Source organism: Bradyrhizobium sp. AZCC 2176, from assembly GCF_036924645.1.
In the GTDB taxonomy this organism is placed as follows: domain Bacteria; phylum Pseudomonadota; class Alphaproteobacteria; order Rhizobiales; family Xanthobacteraceae; genus Bradyrhizobium.
The window spans coordinates 5,140,617-5,159,465 of the sequence record NZ_JAZHRX010000001.1 but is presented as its reverse complement, the minus strand read 5'-3'; the positions used below and the strand labels follow the sequence as shown (position 1 = coordinate 5,159,465).

The 18,849-nt window shown below is 58.3% G+C and carries 14 protein-coding genes; 1 reads left to right on the top strand and 13 read right to left on the bottom strand.

What is annotated here, in order from left to right; all coding sequences use genetic code 11:
* Positions 1-688 precede the first annotated feature (688 nt).
* The gene (locus V1288_RS24265) at positions 689-1,570 is read left to right on the top strand and encodes a response regulator transcription factor (protein WP_334359440.1); all 882 of its coding nucleotides are present in this window, start codon (positions 689-691) and stop codon (positions 1,568-1,570) included.
* Between the two features lie 77 nt (positions 1,571-1,647).
* Here V1288_RS24265 and glmS read toward each other — a convergent pair whose 3' ends face one another.
* From glmS to V1288_RS24200, 13 genes are all read right to left on the bottom strand, one after another.
* Positions 1,648-3,471, bottom strand: coding sequence for a glutamine--fructose-6-phosphate transaminase (isomerizing) (gene glmS / locus V1288_RS24260; RefSeq protein ID WP_334359439.1), 1,824 nt, complete (start codon positions 3,469-3,471; stop codon positions 1,648-1,650).
* A 17-nt stretch (positions 3,472-3,488) separates the two neighbouring features.
* The gene (locus tag V1288_RS24255) at positions 3,489-4,367 is read right to left on the bottom strand and encodes a Crp/Fnr family transcriptional regulator (RefSeq protein WP_334359438.1); all 879 of its coding nucleotides are present in this window, start codon (positions 4,365-4,367) and stop codon (positions 3,489-3,491) included.
* A 495-nt stretch (positions 4,368-4,862) separates the two neighbouring features.
* Positions 4,863-6,239 (bottom strand): polysaccharide biosynthesis/export family protein, encoded by a 1,377-nt coding sequence (locus V1288_RS24250; RefSeq protein ID WP_334359437.1) that lies wholly within the window; start codon positions 6,237-6,239, stop codon positions 4,863-4,865.
* A gap of 245 nt (positions 6,240-6,484) precedes the next feature.
* Complete coding sequence (locus tag V1288_RS24245) at positions 6,485-7,855, bottom strand: tetratricopeptide repeat protein (protein ID WP_334359436.1); 1,371 nt, start codon at positions 7,853-7,855, stop codon at positions 6,485-6,487.
* 16 nt (positions 7,856-7,871) lie between these two features.
* Positions 7,872-8,858, bottom strand: coding sequence for a GDP-mannose 4,6-dehydratase (locus V1288_RS24240; RefSeq protein ID WP_334359435.1), 987 nt, complete (start codon positions 8,856-8,858; stop codon positions 7,872-7,874).
* Positions 8,859-8,981: 123 nt separating this feature from the next.
* Entirely contained in the window at positions 8,982-10,358 is a 1,377-nt protein-coding gene (pelG, locus tag V1288_RS24235) for an exopolysaccharide Pel transporter PelG (RefSeq protein WP_334359434.1), read from the bottom strand.
* Entirely contained in the window at positions 10,333-11,853 is a 1,521-nt protein-coding gene (gene pelF / locus V1288_RS24230; protein WP_334359433.1) for a GT4 family glycosyltransferase PelF, read from the bottom strand. Before pelF ends, pelG begins: the two co-directional genes overlap by 26 nt.
* Complete coding sequence (locus tag V1288_RS24225; RefSeq protein ID WP_334359432.1) at positions 11,837-12,826, bottom strand: hypothetical protein; 990 nt, start codon at positions 12,824-12,826, stop codon at positions 11,837-11,839. The genes pelF and V1288_RS24225 overlap by 17 nt, the downstream gene beginning before the upstream one ends.
* Positions 12,823-13,857 (bottom strand): hypothetical protein, encoded by a 1,035-nt coding sequence (locus tag V1288_RS24220; RefSeq protein ID WP_334359431.1) that lies wholly within the window; start codon positions 13,855-13,857, stop codon positions 12,823-12,825. The genes V1288_RS24225 and V1288_RS24220 overlap by 4 nt, the downstream gene beginning before the upstream one ends.
* A 151-nt stretch (positions 13,858-14,008) precedes the next feature.
* Entirely contained in the window at positions 14,009-14,899 is an 891-nt protein-coding gene (locus tag V1288_RS24215) for an endo alpha-1,4 polygalactosaminidase (protein WP_334359430.1), read from the bottom strand.
* A 29-nt stretch (positions 14,900-14,928) separates the two neighbouring features.
* Complete coding sequence (locus V1288_RS24210) at positions 14,929-15,861, bottom strand: NAD-dependent epimerase/dehydratase family protein (protein ID WP_334359429.1); 933 nt, start codon at positions 15,859-15,861, stop codon at positions 14,929-14,931.
* Complete coding sequence (locus V1288_RS24205; protein ID WP_334359428.1) at positions 15,854-16,651, bottom strand: sugar phosphate nucleotidyltransferase; 798 nt, start codon at positions 16,649-16,651, stop codon at positions 15,854-15,856. Before V1288_RS24205 ends, V1288_RS24210 begins: the two co-directional genes overlap by 8 nt.
* A 275-nt stretch (positions 16,652-16,926) precedes the next feature.
* A complete protein-coding gene (locus V1288_RS24200) occupies positions 16,927-18,849 on the bottom strand; it encodes a hypothetical protein (protein ID WP_334359427.1) in 1,923 nt (640 codons plus the stop codon).

The window sequence follows — 18,849 nt, the reverse complement described above, 5'->3', positions numbered from 1 at the left end:
GACCACGAGCTTTCCTTTCGCCAGGCCAACATGCTGGCGCGAACGAGCTTTGATATATTTTGTTTTTCCAGAAAGCATATCAACCGGTTGGAAGCCCAAAACGCCAAGATCTGCATTCTCAGTGCACACATGGCGCACACGAAACTCCGAATGCACACGCGCGGTGACGTTTACTTACTTGCCTCTGAAAACTGGAGCTTTGCGGCTGAAGCTATCCTTTCATCATTTACATCGACTCGGTGGTCAATGGATTGATGACAACGAAGTCATAGCGCGGCAACAACGCTGACATCTGATATTTGTGCGCCTCAGAGCTTTCAAATGCCGCAACAACCGCCCTGAGCGGAATGAGCGGAGACCCAATTCAACCACTGATTTTTCTCCAGATGACAACATCCTTAGCGATCATAGAACCCGCAAACGAAGAGACGCGGGTCGTCCCCGGTATCAGAAATGTCAATCGGATTGCTGACATTTCATCGCGCCGCTCTATGGTAGAATGTGTTGATAACGAAGCAGTTATCGTTCTAGAATGAGGCGAAAAGGGCCGGGGAACTATCCTGCGCCTATAAGCTAATCTTTTCTCATCGTCGTACTATTTTTGGGGCCTAGGAATATTTCTCAAATAGTAAGTCAGTGATGCGTTATGTTAGCTCCGTCTCAAAGAACAGTTGTCATTGTGGATGCAATGGCGTTTCGACGGGCGACGGTCGAGAGTTTCCTGAAACTCTGGGCCAGAAGCGAAAATGTTGTACTTGTTTCCCTTCTGCCCGAAGACGCGCACGCCAGGATCGTAGCGCACGATTGCGACCTGCTGCTTTTCAGTGTCGGCTGTTCCAGTCCCTCAACGAGCGCTATACTGGCCGAGATGCAGGTGTTGCATGCGCTGCGTCCGGAAGCCGCGCTGGCGATTTTCGCGGATGATACAAGCACAGCAAGCATACTCGCCGCGATGAACTCGGGAGCCCGCGGCTACCTCGCCAATTCCATGGATCCGGGCCTTGCCCTGCAGGCACTATCTTTCGTTCTGCATGGTGGCACCTATTTCCCGGCTGTGGCCATCCAGGCCGAAAGATCGGCAAACATGGCCGCCTCTCCTGGGCCAGACTTTTCCCACGACATGCCGACAGAGCGACCGCCTGCGGTTGCCCCGCATCAGGGCGGCATATCGATCCCGAGACGCGAGAGAAACGGACATTCGAGCATTGCTCATCAACCGCAAGGCTCACTCTTGTATGATCAGGTGCCTTACCTCGAGTTCAATGGAGACATTGGCGACCTCCCGATTGTTTGCTCGACTCTCAATATTTCCGAGCCAATGCTGACAAGCCGCCAACAGGCCATTCTGCGCTGTCTCTGCCGGGGCGACTCCAACAAGGTCATCGCCCGCAATTGCCATATCGCGGAATCGACTGTAAAAATTCATGTGAAATCAATCCTTCGCAAGATTGGGGCGAAAAATCGCACACAGGCTGCGATCTTGGCAATCCAGCGCGGCCTGTACGCAGGCCCCGCCGAAGATATCCCGAATAGCGAGACCGACTCCTTCGGCTCCGACGACGAGATTTGAAAGCGAACTCCATCCAAACGAGAGATGCGGCAGTCCTTCGAACGCATAGTTTGTCGCCTGCAACGAGCGTCGCGGAATTATTCCACAGTCACCGACTTGGCGAGATTGCGCGGCTGGTCGACATCGGTCCCCAGAACAAGCGCCGTGTGGTACGCAAGAAGCTGTAACGGCAAAGCCAACACGAGCGGCGCCACCAGGTGCGGCACGTCTGGAACGATCAATGTCGACCAGGCTGCCGCCGCAAGCGATGCCCCTTTTTGATCCGTAATGAGGATCGTGCGGCCGTCGCGAGCGATCACCTCCTGCATGTTCGACATGGTCTTTTCGAAACTCATGTCGCTGGGCGCGATCACGACGACCGGGAGATTCTTGTCGATAAGTGCGATCGGCCCATGCTTGAGTTCTCCAGCAGCATAACCCTCGGCGTGGATGTACGTTATCTCCTTCAGCTTGAGTGCTCCTTCCAGCGCCAATGGATAGTTCGTTCCGCGGCCGATAAACAACACATTGCGAGCCCGCGCTATCTTACGGGCAAGCTGACAGATCTTGGGTTCTAGTTCGAGTGCACATCCCATGTAGCTTGGAACGCCCGCGAGAGCCTGCACCAGCAGCATCTCCTCGTCGGCCGAAAGCACGCCCCGAGCGCGCCCGGCCGCAACAGCAATGCACGCCAGCGTCGCCAGTTGGCTGGTAAACGCCTTGGTGGAAGCAACACCGATTTCCGGGCCGGCGAGCGTCGGGAGCACGATCTCGCTCGCGCGCGCCATCGTTGACGTCGGCACGTTGACAACTGAAAGAATGCGTTGCCCATGAGCTTTGGCAAACTCTAGCGAAGCGAGCGTATCGGCGGTTTCTCCGGACTGCGACACGAAAATTGCCAGGTTACCAGTATCCAGCTGCAGGTCGCGATATCGAAATTCGGACGCTATGTCGATCTCCACCGGTAGCTTTGCATACCGTTCGAACCAGTACCTGGCGATCAGCCCGGCGTAGAACGCGGTTCCGCAAGCCGTGATCGACACTCGATCAATGTTGCGAAGCTCCAGCTCTACTTCCTTCGGCAACGTGATCTTGCCGCTGGCAACGTCGATATATTGTGCAAGGGTGTGGCCAACCACCCTCGGCTGTTCGTGGATTTCCTTGGCCATAAAGTGCCGGTGCTCACCCTTCTGAATCAAGATGGCCGAGCCAGCGATCTTGGCTGCCGAACGTTTAAGGCACCTGCCGTCCATATTGAGGAATTCGATTCCCTGTCGCGTGATAACTGCGATGTCGCCGTCTTCCAGGTAACTGATCATGTCGGTAAACGGCGCAATAGCAATCGCGTCGGACCCCAGGAACATTTCGCCTCTACCGTAGCCAACGGCCAGCGGCGATCCCTTGCGGGCTCCTATGATAAGGTTCTCGTGGCCCTCGAACAGAAACGCGAGAGCAAACGCTCCCTCCAGGCGAGGCAGCGCGTTCCGTACCGAATCGACCGGCTTGCAGCCGCCTTTGAGTTGTTGACTTACAAGATGAGCGATCACCTCGGTATCGGTGTCCGTGGTAAAACGCGCTCCGGCCAGCTCGAGCTCTTTGCGCAATTCGCGATGATTTTCGATGATGCCATTGTGGACGACCGCGACGCCGTCGACCGCATGCGGATGAGCATTCGTTTCGTTCGGACGGCCGTGCGTTGCCCAACGCGTGTGCCCGATTCCTATTAGGCCGGCGAGCGGCTCACCATCAAGCTTTCGTTCGAGCTTATCGAGCTTTCCGACTGCACGCCGTCGCGTGAGAAGACCATCTTCGAGCGTCGCAATGCCGGCGGAATCGTATCCTCGGTATTCGAGCCGCCTCAACGCATCGATAATTGGAGCAACAGCGGGTCCCTGAGCCACGACACCGACGATTCCACACATCTTCGTCTCCGATCCCGCTAGCGGTCACGTAAGGCATAAGGGTGCATTGTGCCAGAAGGTAAGAATGGGCCGGTCGCTGCGACCGGCGGAATGACACAACGATGCTCGTGCACAAACGGCGAGGGCGCGCTTCTTTTCGTGTAACGCGCGAAGCTGGCCGTCGAACGGGAGCTTCCGTTTTCAAATACCGCTGACAGCAGTGAGGCGAGTGGCGATTTGTTCCTCAACGCATCAATATCCACGACTCGAATGGCATGACGGCTCTTTCGTTCGATCAATCCGCAATCGCAGAATCTCATCATCGTCCTGCTCAAGGTATCGCAGTTGATGACAAGATAATTGGCGATATCTGTGCGCGACATCGGAAGCTCGACCGTCACTTCAGACATATCGTTACGGATGCTCCTCAGCGCGAGACCCAGAATGAACGAGGCGACACGCGGCTCGGTCTCGAGGCGACCGATCATCAGCTGATGAATGTTCACACGAGCCAATTGGTTCACGCAGCGCGCGATCAGAAAATTCCAATAATCGTACGCTGGCAGCGCCCGATCGGCGGCAGGAGGATCCAGAGAGACGAGCGACGTGCTCGTGATTGCCCGTAACGACACACCCGGCGTGGGCAGGACAGCCGATGCCGAGACAATGTCTCCAGCCCCGAGGAAGTCCAGTACTTGCAGCTTTCCTCTTTCAGGCATCGCGTCTATTGCGAGCATGCCTTCCCTCAGAACGATCACCTTGTCTTCTGGAGGAAGCGGAACGCGTTGCTGCGGCCGTAACTGCAAGCACTCGCCTTGCTCGCATACTACTTCAAGAAATCTGGCCGAGGATACCGTAGGTGGAGGTAGCAACGTCGGCCGCGAATTTTCGACAAGCGCTATCTGCCGCATTTTCATCGGAAGCCCTCGCCCCCATGGTTGACTCCGAATTGCGCCCATGTCGCCAATTTCAGCAAAATTATGTTACCATTGCTCGCGCCGATTACCTGAGGGCAAAGGGGCTATACGTCGTAAGCAGGAATTTCGTTTTCCGGTATCATCGCTGGTTATAAGGACTACTCCCAAAGGATATCGCCAAACGGATATCATCTTTTGGAGTAGTACTCCGAAAGGCTAGTCATCCGGATAGCCCCGCACGGCGCTACCGCCTTGGAAGAACGCTGCCACTTACGTTACAGCCCGGCTGCAACGGCTGCGGACCGCGGCCGGGCACCGGAAAGCGCGCCAATGTTGCAGGGGACTAGAAGCAAAGTCGGCGGTGCCGCGACAGAGCCCCGATCGGAGAGTAAACTTGCCCAGCCACCCCCTATGCTCATCAACTTCGGCGCGACAACGGTGAACGTTACCGACCCTTATCTTCACCCGTGACAGCAAGCGAAGTCATCGGGGGACTCATCTTTCGACGGTGCGGTGAACATGTGGCGTCGCCAATTCCGGTTGCGGCAACCAGAACGAGCCTGGATCTACAGTGGGAGCCATATCGGAATTGATCTTCAGGACATCCCCTGGCATTAATAGCGACGTCTCCGTCGCCTGAAGAGTTATTGCGCCCTCCTTCGACTGGCGCACAATTTCGAACGACTCTGCTCGGATTCCACCGCCGTTGGATCTGTTGAGAACTGTCGCCAGAACGCTGGAGGAAATCATTGTTTCCTGCGTCGCTGTGATCTCTCGGTCGACCGCGGCGATAGCGTTCGCAAGATTGGCCGTGTTTTCGAAGGCGAGCCGTACGCTAGTACCCTCCGCCTCGGCAAGACGCGTCTCTGCCTGCAGGACCGCGACGAGATTACCCTGGCGGTTCGCTTCGATATCGGCCAACTCCGAGCGCAGCGTAAGGACAGTGTTGCTGGACACCAAACCGCGGTCCTTGAGTTTTTGCAGATCGTCCAGACGTTCGGTTCTCAGATTTCTCTGGGCATCGACCTGGTCAAGCTTGCGCTTCAGCGCTTCCACCTCCTTCCGCGTCGCCGCGACGCGCGACGCAATCTCCTTGTCTTGTTGTCGACGCCTGGCTTGCTCAGCACGAAGGATCGCATTTTCTGTAGCAAGGAACGTGCGCGTGGTTCGCTCGCCGGCCGAATTCGTCAATTGGACGGGTATCGGCAGAGTGGAAATGCCATCCCGTTCCGCCTCCAGCCGCGCACGGCGTGCAAGCAACTGCTTGATCTGAACGCTTGCGCTTCGCAACCTCTCCATCGCCCGGGTACCCTCGATCATGCCGGAGACACTTCCCTCACCTCGATCGAGCCCCCCGGCGAGCGCGATAGCCTGCAGCACGATCATTCCGGGTACGTACTTGTACGCCCCAGGATTCTTCACCCGTCCGACCACATAGATCGGAGAGCGGTCGAGGATCCTTACGTCGAGGTTCGCACTCCGCCCGATGATGGTCGTGAACGAGATGGCCAGGTCGGCGCGAAGGTCGTCGAGATTCCTTCCGTCGACCGGAAAGCGCCCAAGTAGCGGAATTGAAATGGTGCCGTCCTGCTCGACGGTGTAGTCGCCGCCCAGATCCATGCGCTGGTAGTAGGTCCGCAGCGCGCCCTGAGGCTCATTCTGCTTGCCGGCTCCCAAATCGATCGTCTCGTAGAAAGCGATCTTGAGCTTGTCGCCGATGCCGAGCGGCGGGTTACCCACTGGAGTCCGCGCAGGCGCGGAGCCGTCCACTGTACCGCGCTCCGACAAGCTGCCTTGACCGTAGGCCATGTCACCACCAAACACGGCAGCCGCCATGATGGCCAGAACGGAATTTCTGATTATGGCGCGCATGGGGTCGCTCCACTTCCTGATTGGCTTTGAAAGCCAGCGTCGGCGAATCCGATTTTCTCTCTAATGTAACCTATCGCTTCAATGCATTCTTGGCATACGGGACGAATTGGAAACCGAGTATGGCCCAGAACTGGCATACTTCTTTTCGTCTGCAACGCCAGCGCAAAAATCTGACTTGTGTCAGCAATAGATGCTACTTAAGGAGCCGGGCAGCTAGGCACGGCATTTCGACGGCTTGCGTCCGGCTATTGCCTCGCAGACGCCCATATCAAATCATGCGTTCTGAAGTCGCCCATCTTCACGGCTTGTTTGGCAAGGTGAGGTATCAATTCTGCCGGCAGACGTCCGGCGGACCATAGCACCGCGAGCCGTCTGAACACGTCGGCATCCGCTTCGACCCGATTCAGCAGCCCGAGCCAGGCTGCGAGCCGGTCCGCTGGAAGCTCTGCGGGTTCGATCCGGCTCAAGAACCAGCGCGCCATCTCCCGATTGCCCTCGAACAAGGAGAGTTCCGCCGCAAACAGCGGCCGCGCCAACAGAGCCTCTTTCGACAGCAGCGGCCGCATCGCTATCAGAGCCGGCTGACCGAATGCATCTGACAATTCCTCGGCCAGCTCTCCAAGCGCTGCAACGTTCGATCCATCGCGCGCCAACCGAGCCAGCTTGCCAAGTGGCACGCTCATGTCGCCAAGCAATGCCGACGCCTGGGCGAACGCACGCAATTCCCTTCCGGTTGGTTTGGGGACACGTTCTGCCCACCTGACCAGCATTTGATGCGCGAGGCCCTGGTATCCTCTACGGGCAAGCAAACCGGCGACCTCGAAGGTGTCGTCTGGCATCAGATCCGTGTATTTGAGCGCCAATCCTGTCGCGGGAGTGGTGTGCCCCGATCGTGCTATCCTGAGGATCAGCCTTCCCGACAGGAAGGCACTTCGCCACGCCTTCATCCAGGCCTGCGCCCTCTCGTATATCGAATCCAGCTGGTTACTCTGGATAGCAATCTCCAGCAGCAGCAGACGTCCTTGCCAGTCCCCAGGCTGCGCGTTCCGGTCTGCCAACTCCAGCCAACGCTGCGCCTCGCCCCAATCCCCTCGTTCGGCGAGCATCGCTCCCAACCGCTCGAGTTGGGACGGCTCCAGCATTGCCATGCCGGCATAGGTCCGCAGCGCAGCCAATTCGTCCTCGACGCGGCCGTACAAACGAAACAGCTCAATAAGCCGGGTTACCCGACTCGGAGACGGTTTCGCCGCGACTACCTGCGCTGCCGCGTCGAGATAGCGATCGATCGATCCGCTCTGGAGCAGAAGGACAGCTTGCCTCTCGCGCGTAGCCAGATCGTCCGGCCGCACAGTCAAGTAGGCATCGAAGGCGTCTATTGCTTTATCCACCTCGCCAAGCGCGGCGTGGGAGCGGCCGAGCGCCGCCAGAAAGTCAGGATCGCGAGGAGAGCCAGCCAGTTGCCGCTCGAGAAGCGCAATCGCAGCGTTGTGCCGCCCTTCGCTTGCGAGCATGGCGACTTGTTCCTCACGACCAGGCGACAACAGCGCCGCCGCGACAAGCAGTGAGACAATCACCACGACAATGAACTGACGTGCTCTTCCCATATGGACGACCATCAATTCGAGACGCAACTCATCTGACGTATCTGTCAGTCTGATAGAACGCGGGATGCTTCCTGACGAACTCGATGGTCTGCCGCAGGCCATCGTCGAGTGACACTTTTGGCGACCAGCCCATCACCTCCCGCGCTTGCGCATTGTCCGATACGAGCTTCATTACCTCGCTCAATGGAGGGCGCCGTCGCTCATCGTCCTCGACAATCGGCTTGTCAACGTCCATCAGCCCAAGAATTCGTTCCGCGAACCAGCCGACCGAGTGCGTTTCGCCGGTGCCGAGATTGATCGTCCTGCCCTCGATACCGGGGACCGTTGCCGCCGCCATGAAGCCGGCGACTGTATCGCCGACAAAAGTCATGTCCCGTTCGGGGATGAGAGAGCCGAGCCGAACCTCATTGCGCTTGATCGCCTGTGAAATGATGGTCGGGATGAACGCACGCGCACTCTGACGCGGCCCAAATGTGTTGAACGGCCGCAGTGTCGTCACCGGCGTCGAAAATGAACGGTAATAGCTCTCGGCCAGTTTGTCGGCGGCGATCTTCGACGCGGAGTACGGCGACTGCCCCTGTAGGGGATGACTCTCGTCAATCGGCGTCTTGAGTGCGGTACCATAGACTTCGGATGTGCTCGTGTGGACTACTCGCGAGACGCCGTACCGCCGGGCCGCCTCGAGTACATTCAACGTGCCTTCGATGTTGGTGCGGACGTAGCTGCGGGGTGCCTCGTACGAATAGGGAATGGCGATCAACGCCGCCAGGTGAAAGACGATATCCTGGCCTTCGACGACCTTATATACGAAATCGCTGTCTTCTATGGTCCCGCTGACGATCCGCACTTCCTTGCGCGCATCGCCTTCGATGAATTCGAGGTTTCCGATCAGCGATCCGGAGTTGTATCTAAGCATCGCCGTCGTCGTCGCGCCGGCCATAACGAGCCCCTCCGTGAGGTGGCTTCCGATGAACCCGCCGGCGCCGGTAACAAGCACTTTCTTGCCGTTCCACATGACTAGGGTTCTCCCGTTTGAGCTGCCCCGCCACTCGTGCTGGCGCGCAGGTCTCGCAGATAATCGCCAGCAATCTGCGGAACGCTGCTTCCATGTCGCCTCCCGTGCATTGCCGGATTTCTCCTAGAGTGACGGATTGTTGGTGATAAAGGCATGGTAGTGAAGCCAGGACAGCTCCCTCAGAATGAACGCGAACCCGGCCAGTAAAGCTACGGCGGCAGCGATCATGTTTCCATATCCGTAGAACTCCGGACCGAACGGCAGAAGCACCGCGGTGAGCGTGGCATTGAGCACGAGAAAGATCGACACGATCTGTAACGCCGGCCGGCGCAGATCAAGGTGCAGCAAGAACGTGAAACAGAACATTGCGCTCGCATAGAATGCCATGGAGCACAGCGATACGCGCAGTATGCTCATATACGTCGGCCGAAGGCCAAGCGCGTCCATGAACGCAAGCGAGAACATGACCATCATAACGGCAACGACAACGAGTGTGGCGAACAGGCCGAACATGCTTGAAGTCACATAAGATCCTATATCCTTGACGATCTCATTCAACTCCCGCAGGCTCGCCTGCTGTTGCATTCGCCTGTGGTACGCACGGAGCAGCACGGAAAACCGTGTCTCGACATGGACAAAGAAAACGGCGATGACAGGTATCGACGACAGCTGCGCCCAGAACATTGCAGTGTCGTAGCTCGGCATCGTCTGCAGCCCGCCCGCGACAAGAAGACCGCCAGACGGCGCGGAACGCCACATGATGATCTTGTCGATCCACAACCCAAGGGCGTAAGCGGCTCCGGCGGCCATCAGCTCCCAATTTCTTCCGAGCTTCAGCTTCAGTTCAGGGTCGACTACGATCCTCGTGCCAATGCGACGCACCACAGCGGCAAGCAGGATCGCATTCGTAATGGCGAAACTGGCGTTGAAAGTCAGCAGAAGTGACGTGACCTGCGGGTCTCGCAACGTGCTGCCGAGAACAAGCATCGAAACGGCGCCCGCACCAAAAGCGATCAGAACGGAGTTATGGGCCCGAAATGCCCCGAGAAACGGAATGAGCAACCACGAGCATCCGATCATGACTGAATTCTGAATGCTCGCGATCTTTTCGACGGGGTCGAGCGTGGTTGCGTAGACGTAGAAAGGCATTACCACCGCGATGCTCAGGAGGCCAAAGATGGCGAGCGAAAGGACAAGCCCGCAGAAGACGTATTCAGCACACCCGGCATCCAACTGCTCGGATACGTACCGGCCAGCTAGAAATGCCAGCGGGCTGGTGACGATCAGCGCATACATCGAGTTATAGATCACGATCGAGCGAAATACCGTCAGATCGGCACAGTTGGCGTCGCACGTCGCGGTGCCCAGGCAAAAAATCCCGATCACGGTAAAAATCCATGGTCCGGCGACGAGAAGCGCAGCATAGGAATAGGCACCGAATACGCTCGAGAGCGTGCCGCGCCGAGTCATCCTTTCAATTGTGATATTGACGCTGGTCATGGTTGTCCATTTCGCCGCAAGTTGCGGGCCGCGCGATGAGATTGGCATAGAGCCCTTCGTAAAGACCGGTAATGCGGTCCTTGTGGTAGTACGTCGAGACGCGTCGCCGCATCACTTCAGCCATTTGCGCTCGCACGATGTCGTCGAGCAGGATCGTAGCCAAGGCTTCCGCCATCGCCTTCGGATTGCAAGGCTCGACCACGATTCCTCCGCTGCCTTCGACGGGGTCCCCGTCGAAGCCCTCGATAATCTCGCGGCAGGACCCGACGTCGGTCGACACCACCGGCAGTCCGGCCGCTGCGGCTTCCAGCATGACCATGGGTTGAGCTTCGCTGATGCTGGAAAGTGCCAGCACGTCCGACGAGAGCAGGTATTTCATTACGTCGGGTACGCGCCCGAGGAATTCGATCGACGCCTCGGCGCCGAGTTGGCTGACCAGTTGGCGGCAACTTGCGGCGTATTCGGGATCCTCATCCTCCGGGCCAATGAGGATTGCGCTCACATTCGGTACGAGGTCCCGCAGTAGAGTGACGGCTACGATGAAGGTACGAATGTCCTTTATCGGTACGATCCGCCCGATCATCAGCACTGTTGGTCGGCGCGGTGCCGAGTCTCGCGGGTTCGAAGCGAAGTGAGCGGCGTCAATGCCATTGGGGACGATACAAAGCTTGCCGTCAGGGGCGCCGTCCGCGCGCTGAAAGGACTGATTGGCGCGGTATTGGGTAGTGATTGCATCGGCAAACGAATAGCCTATGCGAGAAAACGACCGAAATGCTTTAAGCCAGATCGAGCGTAGCTCGGCCTGCGCGCCATCGACGCCAAATCCGCCGGTCCCGGAGTCGAACAGCCAGTCCGCAACGGCAAGTTCGATACGACGCTCATTGGTATAAATCCCGTGTTCAGTGACCAGCAACGGTGCTTTTGCAGTGATTTTTGCGTAGCTTCCCACCAGGCCGGCAAATCCGGTCGCAACTGAATGAAACACTCGAGCCCGCGGCAAGCGCGTGCTCGATACCGCCAGGAGGCTGCGCACCAGGAAACGCCAGGACCAGAAAAAATCGAGTAGAGGCCCGTTGGGCAGGAGCCGCTCGTAGGCCTGCTCCATCGCTCGCCAGCCATCCCTGGAATCAAGCAACGCCGCCTGGCCGAAACCGGTGAGACGCAACTGGTTGATCAACTCGTCGAACGTCGACGCATCGCCGCTGGTCAGCGTGTCTTCCAGAAGTCGAAGAAGCCGTTTGATGCCGTCGGCATCGCGTGACGTCGGAATCCTTCCACGAGGGCACCGATCCAGAAGAACGTCGGTGACATCGACAGCATTGGAAGGAAGGACATAGCTTCTGCGCCGCGATTGGCTGGAAACGCCTATCGCAATGACATGAAATCTGAGCCTTGGAGACGCTCGCATCAGCGCATCGATCCAGGAGCCTACCCCGCCGACCGCGTAGGGATAGCCACCTTCGACGACCAGGCAAACGTCAACATTGGCGGTCATTGTCAACCCACTGCTTCAACTTGCCTTGACCAAAAACACCTGATGAACAATCACGATGCCCGCGCTGCCATTGCTGCCGAACCTCGCCGAGACGACTGGCTGAGGCGAGATCAGCCGGATCAAGCTCAACTGCCTGTACGAGGTCGCCAACAGCGAGTTCGACTTGTACGCGTGCACGCGAGCTTTCGAGCAACCCACTCTCGGCATAAGCAAGCCGCACCTCGGCGAGGTTTCGCCAGTTTGCACCCAGTGCAGGTCCGGTCGCGGCAGCTGACTGGCAATCGCCAATCCTGCTGCTGTAAGCCGCATGAAGTCTGGCCATTACGGTCGCTGCCAAAACCCGAACCGAAGCGTCGGGGTCCCGAAGCGCACGCTTGAGGACCGGACTGAACTGGGTTTCGTATCTCTGATAGATCACGCCCAGCGCCTCGAGCTTTTCGGATGGCGAGCCGTCGACGAGCACATCCATCAGTGGGTGGACATGAGAAGCACCCTCAAGACGGATGCGATGATCGAGCAGGGAAATGTGCAGACGTTCGGCATTCCCGATCGCGTGGTCGTCGCTCGTCAGGCTATCAACATCGCCACCGGCGATCCCAAGGCCGACTTGCTCCTTGGTGGGGACTAGCAGAGCCGCCGCGACGAACGTTCCGAACGGTCCTGCAACGGCGGACCAGACCACCACCTGCAGAGCCGTGGAGTATCGATCATCGCTCACGGCGGTGCTTAGGCGCCGGATCAGGAAGGTGCCCAATGCGAGACAAGCGGCGAAATGGATGACGGCATAGGCACCGAGTTCAATGGCCCCGCCGAGAAGCGCGAGTGACAACGCCATTTGCCAGACCAGCAATCCGGCAATGGCAGCCAGCAGCCAGCCAGTTGTCCCGGACGTACCATCAACCCGCAAGAACGGGACGCTATTGTCGCGACCGGCGAGTGATTGGGCGGCATCAAAAGCCGTAGCAGGCTTCATGCTTCGCTCCCCCGCGGCCGATCCGGACAAGCGTTCAAAATCGCCGCAAGGGCGCGGCTCAACTCATCGGCACGCCGACGAAAATGCCCTATGCCCTGTGTCGATCGCAGATCGCAGACGATCACCGCCAACTCCTCCGCGCCGTGGTCCGCTGGCGGCACACGAACGACGTAGCGCTCCAAGCCGCCTTTGCTGCTTCTAACGTCCTTGTCCGCCCCACACTTCGTGGTCTCGGCCATCATGGCGTCCATGGCGATCACGGACAGCGTCTCCCCGGTGGCGCAAGCGACATCTTTGTCAACCGCCCAGACGGGCACATACCCTTCGCGACCCTTCAGATAGATTGTAAAGGTCGCCGTTCCTGTTCCGACGCGGAACAGCTCGCCATAGCTCTCTACCGCTGTCTGTCGATCGCGCAAATCGATCAAGGAAAGGCTTCGCGACAGCGCCGCTACGCTTTGCATGTCGCCAGCAATACGCCTTTCAAGGGCATTGATCTCTGCCGCGGCTCGCGCGAGGCCCGCGCCCAGATCATCCGCGCGGCGACGGCACACCGCAAGCTGATTTGTCAGATCAGTGCTCTGGTGAATATGCAGATTGCGCAGCCCGCCGAGGACAAGGGCCGTGGCCAGCCAAGCAGCGGGCTGAACGGCTGCCATGCCGATATACTCATAGAAATCCTGCGCACCTGATGGCGGCGAAAGCCAAAGCCAGTGTAGTACGGAGGCTGTCAGCGCTGCGATCACACCGCCACCGAGTCCATACTGGCAAGATGCCAGAAGCACCGGCAGCCAGTAGGGATGCGGCAGACCCGCGACCCGGTCGATACCAACGACCCCACGTTGCAGGGCCGTTATCATAGCGAACAACACCAAACCTTCCAGTGCAGGCTTGCGCCATTCGATGAATGCCTGCAGCAGTTTCGGCTCCCGATAAGCCGCGTCCTTGCTGCCTTGATTGCCCCCAGCCCCCCCATAGTCTGGCGATAACGCCCTGACCCCAAAGTCGTCCTTGATTGAGGTGGTCGACATGCTGCGATTCTCGCGAGGACGGGGCTCACGCTCTCCAATTTTTGTATCCGCTGAGTTGCGGAAGCGCCAACCCCGAACTCTGACTTGAGTCAGATTGTCGTTCCTGCGCCTGCCGCCGGTAGTCACCGCGTTAAAATCGGCACGTCCTCGCTCAGCGGATCTCCCGTACGATTTGATTGAGCGATCGCGTCGCAACATAGGGGTGGTGACCGAGTTCGCGCTCCCGATGGCGGATTTCCGCAATGGTCCTCGTATCGTCAGGATCCCAATAATCGAGACTCAGAATTGGCAGTGGCGGGTTTCTGAGCTTGGCCGGCTTTAGCAGCGCGAGTTGCAGTTCCAACTGGTCGGCACCAACCCAGACGTATCGTCCGGTCGGACTATCTGGCGACGTCATCAGGCTTTCGGCAATAACGGCATCGATCTTCTGGACTACATCGGGAAGCAAGGCGAAGCCGCGATTCATGATGAGCATCATCTTCGGCCAGCGCGTGCGAATGGCCCCCACGAGTTCGATCGCGGCTTCCCGCATGCCATGAAAACGAATGCGATCCAGAGCCTCGAGATAGGGCGGCGTGTCAAGCGTATCGAACATCAGGCCGCTGAAGCCTCTGGACGCGAACGACGGGATCTGCCTGTCAAGAACGAGCGAACGCCACGAAGGATGCCTGATGTCGACGCGAAGGGTTCCCGGCCAGTCAGGATTTTCGGGTAGCAGCGCCGCATGATCGAGGAACATCAGGGACGGGTCATCGGCCCTGATCTCGCCTAAACTCAGATAGCCGCAGACCCACGCGCCCCCGCGGGCGACCAGATCGATCGAGCCCTGGAAGGCCGGATCCAACACCACGATGTCGTAGGTGGCGAGGACAGCCTCTTCGGCTGTCACGCCGTAGAACGCAAGCCATCGGATCGGCTTCCCGGACGTGCCTATGGCTCCCGCCTCGGCTGAGCTGAGCTTTCCAGGCGCAGCAGACAAGAGTCCGACGGTAGCGGTGGCCGCAAGAAAGCCGCGCCGCGTCTGTCCGTTTGCCGTGGACACCGGTCGCCGATAAAGCGACTTTCCAGGGATCACGACGTTTGCGCCCTATTGTCGACCAGCCCTCGATAGATACGGGCGATCACCGCCGGAAAGTCGATCGGCCAGGGCGGAGATCCAAGCTCTGCGAGCCGGTCGACGCTTCCTATGATCGCGCGCGGTTCATTCCCTCGCACCCGCGACCAATCCACTTCTATATCGACCTCCTGTCCCGACTCCTTAATCAGCATCTCGATGAGATCGCGCAGAAGTGGCGCCTGGCCACTGCAGAGGTTCACCACACCGCGAGCGTCGGGACGTTCCGATAGTTGACACAGAAGTGTGGCGACTTGCTCGACGTCGATCATATCACGGCGCACGTCGATGTTTCCCACGCGCAACGTCCCCCTCCCCCCGGACATCGATGCGATCTGGTTTCCAAAATCACCGATTGCAAGATGCGTCGGCATGTGTGCACCCAACGGGTTAAAGATGCGCGCCACCAGAACGGATGTACCGGTAGCGTCTGCAAACGCCAGAGCCGCTCGCGTCTGGGCAAGCTTGCTCGCCCCATACACCGATAGCGGTTCGCAGATTGCCGTCTCGCAAATCGGCTCGCCGTCCCTGATTGCCGACCCGTATTCCGCGGCGCTGCCCGCCACCACCAATCGCGGTCGCAGGCCCGTTCGCCTGAGGGCGCGCAGAAGGCTTTCCGTCAGCTCCACATTCGCATGAGTAAGCTCTGCCGGAGTTCCCTGCAACCTGCCAGCGAGGTGAAACACGCAGTCCGGTGCGACGTCTCCAAAGATGCGGTCAAGAGCCCCGGAGTGCCACGATACCTCGTCCAGCATAATGTGCGTTGCATCACTTGCACCGCCGGATACTCTTCTGCCGAGCGTCGTAACAATGATACCCCGCCGCCGAAGCGCCTCGACGAGGTGTCGCCCGATAAAGCCTTTCCCGCCAGTTACGACCGCGCTACGCATGGCCTAAAAATGCGTCGCGATCCTCCTCAAACATCTTCTGGGCAAGCGCGAAGTCGTCCGGTCGTCCAATATCGAGCCAAACGCAATCATCCTTGAAGCAGACCACATTTCCGGCGGTGGCTTTGATCTTCAGCAGCAGGTTTGGCATGTCCAGATAGTCGACGTCCGAAACATGGGCCCGAACGGCCTCTCGTTGGAGGATATACACACCCATACTGACATGATATTTGCTCGACGGCTTTTCCCGATAGGCGCAAAGCCGGTTTCTGGTGTCGAACTCAATTAATCCGAAATCGATCTTGTTTTCACGCTCATAGATTCCGATCGACGCATCGGCGCGCTCGGCAATATGGCTTAGAGCCATACGCCTGAGGTCCATCGTGGTGAGCAGATCGCCGTTTGTCAGAAAGAATGTTTCGTCTAGAGTATCCAGCATGTTGCCGAGCGCGCCGGCCGTGCCGAGCGGCTTGGTCTCGCTGCTATAGCAAAGGCGTAGGCCGAGCTCCGAACCATCGCCGAAATAGGCCTCGATCAGATGTCGAAGGTGATTAACCGCCAGGATGACCTCCTGGACACCGGCGGCTTTCATTCTTCGCAGGAGGAGCTCCAGGATTGGCATGTCGCCGAGCGGCATGAGGGGCTTCGGGAACACAGCCGAATAAGGCAACAGCCGTGTTCCCTTGCCTCCCGCCATGACAACAGCTTGCCGTATGATGACCGGCGGCGGCTCACAGACTTCAAGGGCAACACTCACCGCAGGCCGGTCGCCTGACCAAAAGATCTTATTCATACGTCGACTCCATCATCATGGCGACGGTGTCGGTCAAACTCGGCCCTGAAACTAAAAATTCAGGCGCGAGCGGCGACACTTGCACCCACAAAAGCTTTTTTTTACTAGGCGTCACTTCCTGGCTTGGTGATATCCGACAAGCACTACGCAAAATATTCTGTCGTCAACAATGTCGGCTGTCTGTGAATAGGAGCTTATTTATCCGTTCTATCAAAAGCCAATGCAAAAATCTGACTTGCATCAGAGGCGATCTATTGGATCAGCCATTTGCACGCTTACTGTCGCGCGAAGTGAGCCACGCCGGTGCACTTCATTCTAACCGTGACGGGGACGATGGCGCCGACAGCCACGACAAACCTTACATTCCCTGTTTCATCCGGTTCTGCTGTCTGCTGCCAAACTTCCTCGCCCGCTCGATCGACGGTGATCATGTAGCGGTCGGAAATGGCGCCGGACCAGGTGAACGAACCGTCACCGTAGCCTTGCGCCTCAAAGCTCAAATCGCACTCGTCCTTCACGACCTTGCGCACGAGCCATCGACTTTCGCGGAGAGCAAGGCTACCGGATACCGGACGCTTGGATGCCAGCGGAGTGAGAGAAACTACAGCGGATTCAATCGTTTCGTCGAGCGCAACGTATAGCGTCGTCCCCTGTCGCTTCTGTCCAATGACGCCGACGCTCGAGCGGACGTCCACTTCACGGCCATCGGCAGCATCAAACCGGACCGTCTGCAGCCCGCCCCGGTTGCTGATCCGCCAGGCCGCGCTGCCAATGCGATCAATACGTGTGCTTGAGAACCCATCGACGATGGCAGCGTAACGATTTGCTGATATCGGCGTGAGCGTAGCCAGGCGCGCGTCACGTAGCCGATCCTTGATGGATCCAAGCAGAGCCGGATACTCACCCGCGTGTGCATGGTAGTTGAGGCTAAATGGCTTAAGACGAAGTGGCGTATCGGTGTTGGTTATGGTTTCCCTCAGCGCCAAGGCCCCATTTTCACCGACGGGGCCCGTATTCGCGTAAGCAGTGTCATCGCTTGTCGGCTGGTTGACCAGGCGATCTGGGCCGGCGCTCGCAAGCGGAGAGAGATTTGAAACCGAGGGATACTCGGTATCAAATCTTGAAAGCGGTGCTGGCATGCGGCGACGCAACAGATCTACGTTCGGACTGCCCAGAAGACGTTGTACGATCCGGTGCTTCTGTCTTCCCCTCTTACCCGATTCACCGGCTTCCTCGTCCCGCAGCGCAATTGTCGTCGGCAAGTCCTGAAATGGCTCGATCAGTTCGCGACGAAGAACTTCGCCCGCCGTGGCCGCAGTATCCCGGAAACCCTCGATCTTGCTGGATCGAGTCCAACCCTCGTCACCGAGCACGCTGAGATAGAGGCGGTTGCCCGAAGCGGTGGTGGTATCCGGGATCGGTTGATCGCCGGAACCGAACGCAGCACGGAAGAACACGAAGGGATCAATCAGCCATCTACCTTGATATAGCGGTGGGCGGCCGTGACAGAATTCGTAATTCAATGCCGCGTACGCGCCTTCTTTACCGATGGCCACAAGCACTGCGCTCCGCTTACCGTCCGGAGCCGGTGTTTCCACGACCAAGCCTGTTCGTGTGCTTGACCCGCTCGCGCCAATCACCGGATAGTCGGGCAGAACAGGACCAAGCTTGCATTCGAACTCGGTCAGCCTCGGATCTTTTCGCACGATGCGACTACTCAGCGCCGGGGCGATGTGGTCTCCAGTATGATGCACACCGGCCGCCTGCAACAATCGATTGATCGCCGGGATATTGGCCGTGCTGACAGGGATGCCGATATCACCCAGAATAACGTAGCGCAGTGGCGAGCGCGAGACCTGACTTGCCCATACGAGATAGGTATTGCTATCGGCCACCGATCCTACAAACCAGGTCAACACGCCGCGGTAACGCGCTATTTCGGCTGGGTCCGGCAGTTTGTTTCGAATGTCATGAAATCGCAGAACATAGCCCAAATGATTGAGCGGAAGTTCGGCGAAACGATGAATCCGCGTGAGATCGGCATCTCCCTCCTGCGCGCCATCATAGAGCGCCAATATCTCCCGCTTCACCGGGACCGGCTCCTGCGCCAGCGCGACGGCAACGTATCCAGCCATGACATCGATGGTCGCAAAACCGACAGCAATCAGCCAGATACGGAGGCCTGTTGATATACCCAT

What these genes read in the sequence shown, in the direction of transcription:
- V1288_RS24245 (WP_334359436.1), bottom strand. Translation starts at nt 7,855, where the DNA reads ATGGTCGTCCATATGGGAAGAGCACGTCAGTTCATTGTCGTGGTGATT.
- V1288_RS24205 (WP_334359428.1), bottom strand. Translation starts at nt 16,651, where the DNA reads ATGAATAAGATCTTTTGGTCAGGCGACCGGCCTGCGGTGAGTGTTGCC.
- V1288_RS24250 (WP_334359437.1), bottom strand. Translation starts at nt 6,239, where the DNA reads ATGCGCGCCATAATCAGAAATTCCGTTCTGGCCATCATGGCGGCTGCC.
- pelF (WP_334359433.1), bottom strand. Translation starts at nt 11,853, where the DNA reads ATGACCGCCAATGTTGACGTTTGCCTGGTCGTCGAAGGTGGCTATCCC.
- V1288_RS24265 (WP_334359440.1), top strand. Translation starts at nt 689, where the DNA reads ATGGCGTTTCGACGGGCGACGGTCGAGAGTTTCCTGAAACTCTGGGCC.
- V1288_RS24210 (WP_334359429.1), bottom strand. Translation starts at nt 15,861, where the DNA reads ATGCGTAGCGCGGTCGTAACTGGCGGGAAAGGCTTTATCGGGCGACAC.
- V1288_RS24240 (WP_334359435.1), bottom strand. Translation starts at nt 8,858, where the DNA reads ATGTGGAACGGCAAGAAAGTGCTTGTTACCGGCGCCGGCGGGTTCATC.
- V1288_RS24225 (WP_334359432.1), bottom strand. Translation starts at nt 12,826, where the DNA reads ATGAAGCCTGCTACGGCTTTTGATGCCGCCCAATCACTCGCCGGTCGC.
- glmS (WP_334359439.1), bottom strand. Translation starts at nt 3,471, where the DNA reads ATGTGTGGAATCGTCGGTGTCGTGGCTCAGGGACCCGCTGTTGCTCCA.
- pelG (WP_334359434.1), bottom strand. Translation starts at nt 10,358, where the DNA reads ATGACCAGCGTCAATATCACAATTGAAAGGATGACTCGGCGCGGCACG.
- V1288_RS24220 (WP_334359431.1), bottom strand. Translation starts at nt 13,857, where the DNA reads ATGTCGACCACCTCAATCAAGGACGACTTTGGGGTCAGGGCGTTATCG.
- V1288_RS24255 (WP_334359438.1), bottom strand. Translation starts at nt 4,367, where the DNA reads ATGAAAATGCGGCAGATAGCGCTTGTCGAAAATTCGCGGCCGACGTTG.
- V1288_RS24200 (WP_334359427.1), bottom strand. Translation starts at nt 18,849, where the DNA reads ATGGGTATATCAACAGGCCTCCGTATCTGGCTGATTGCTGTCGGTTTT.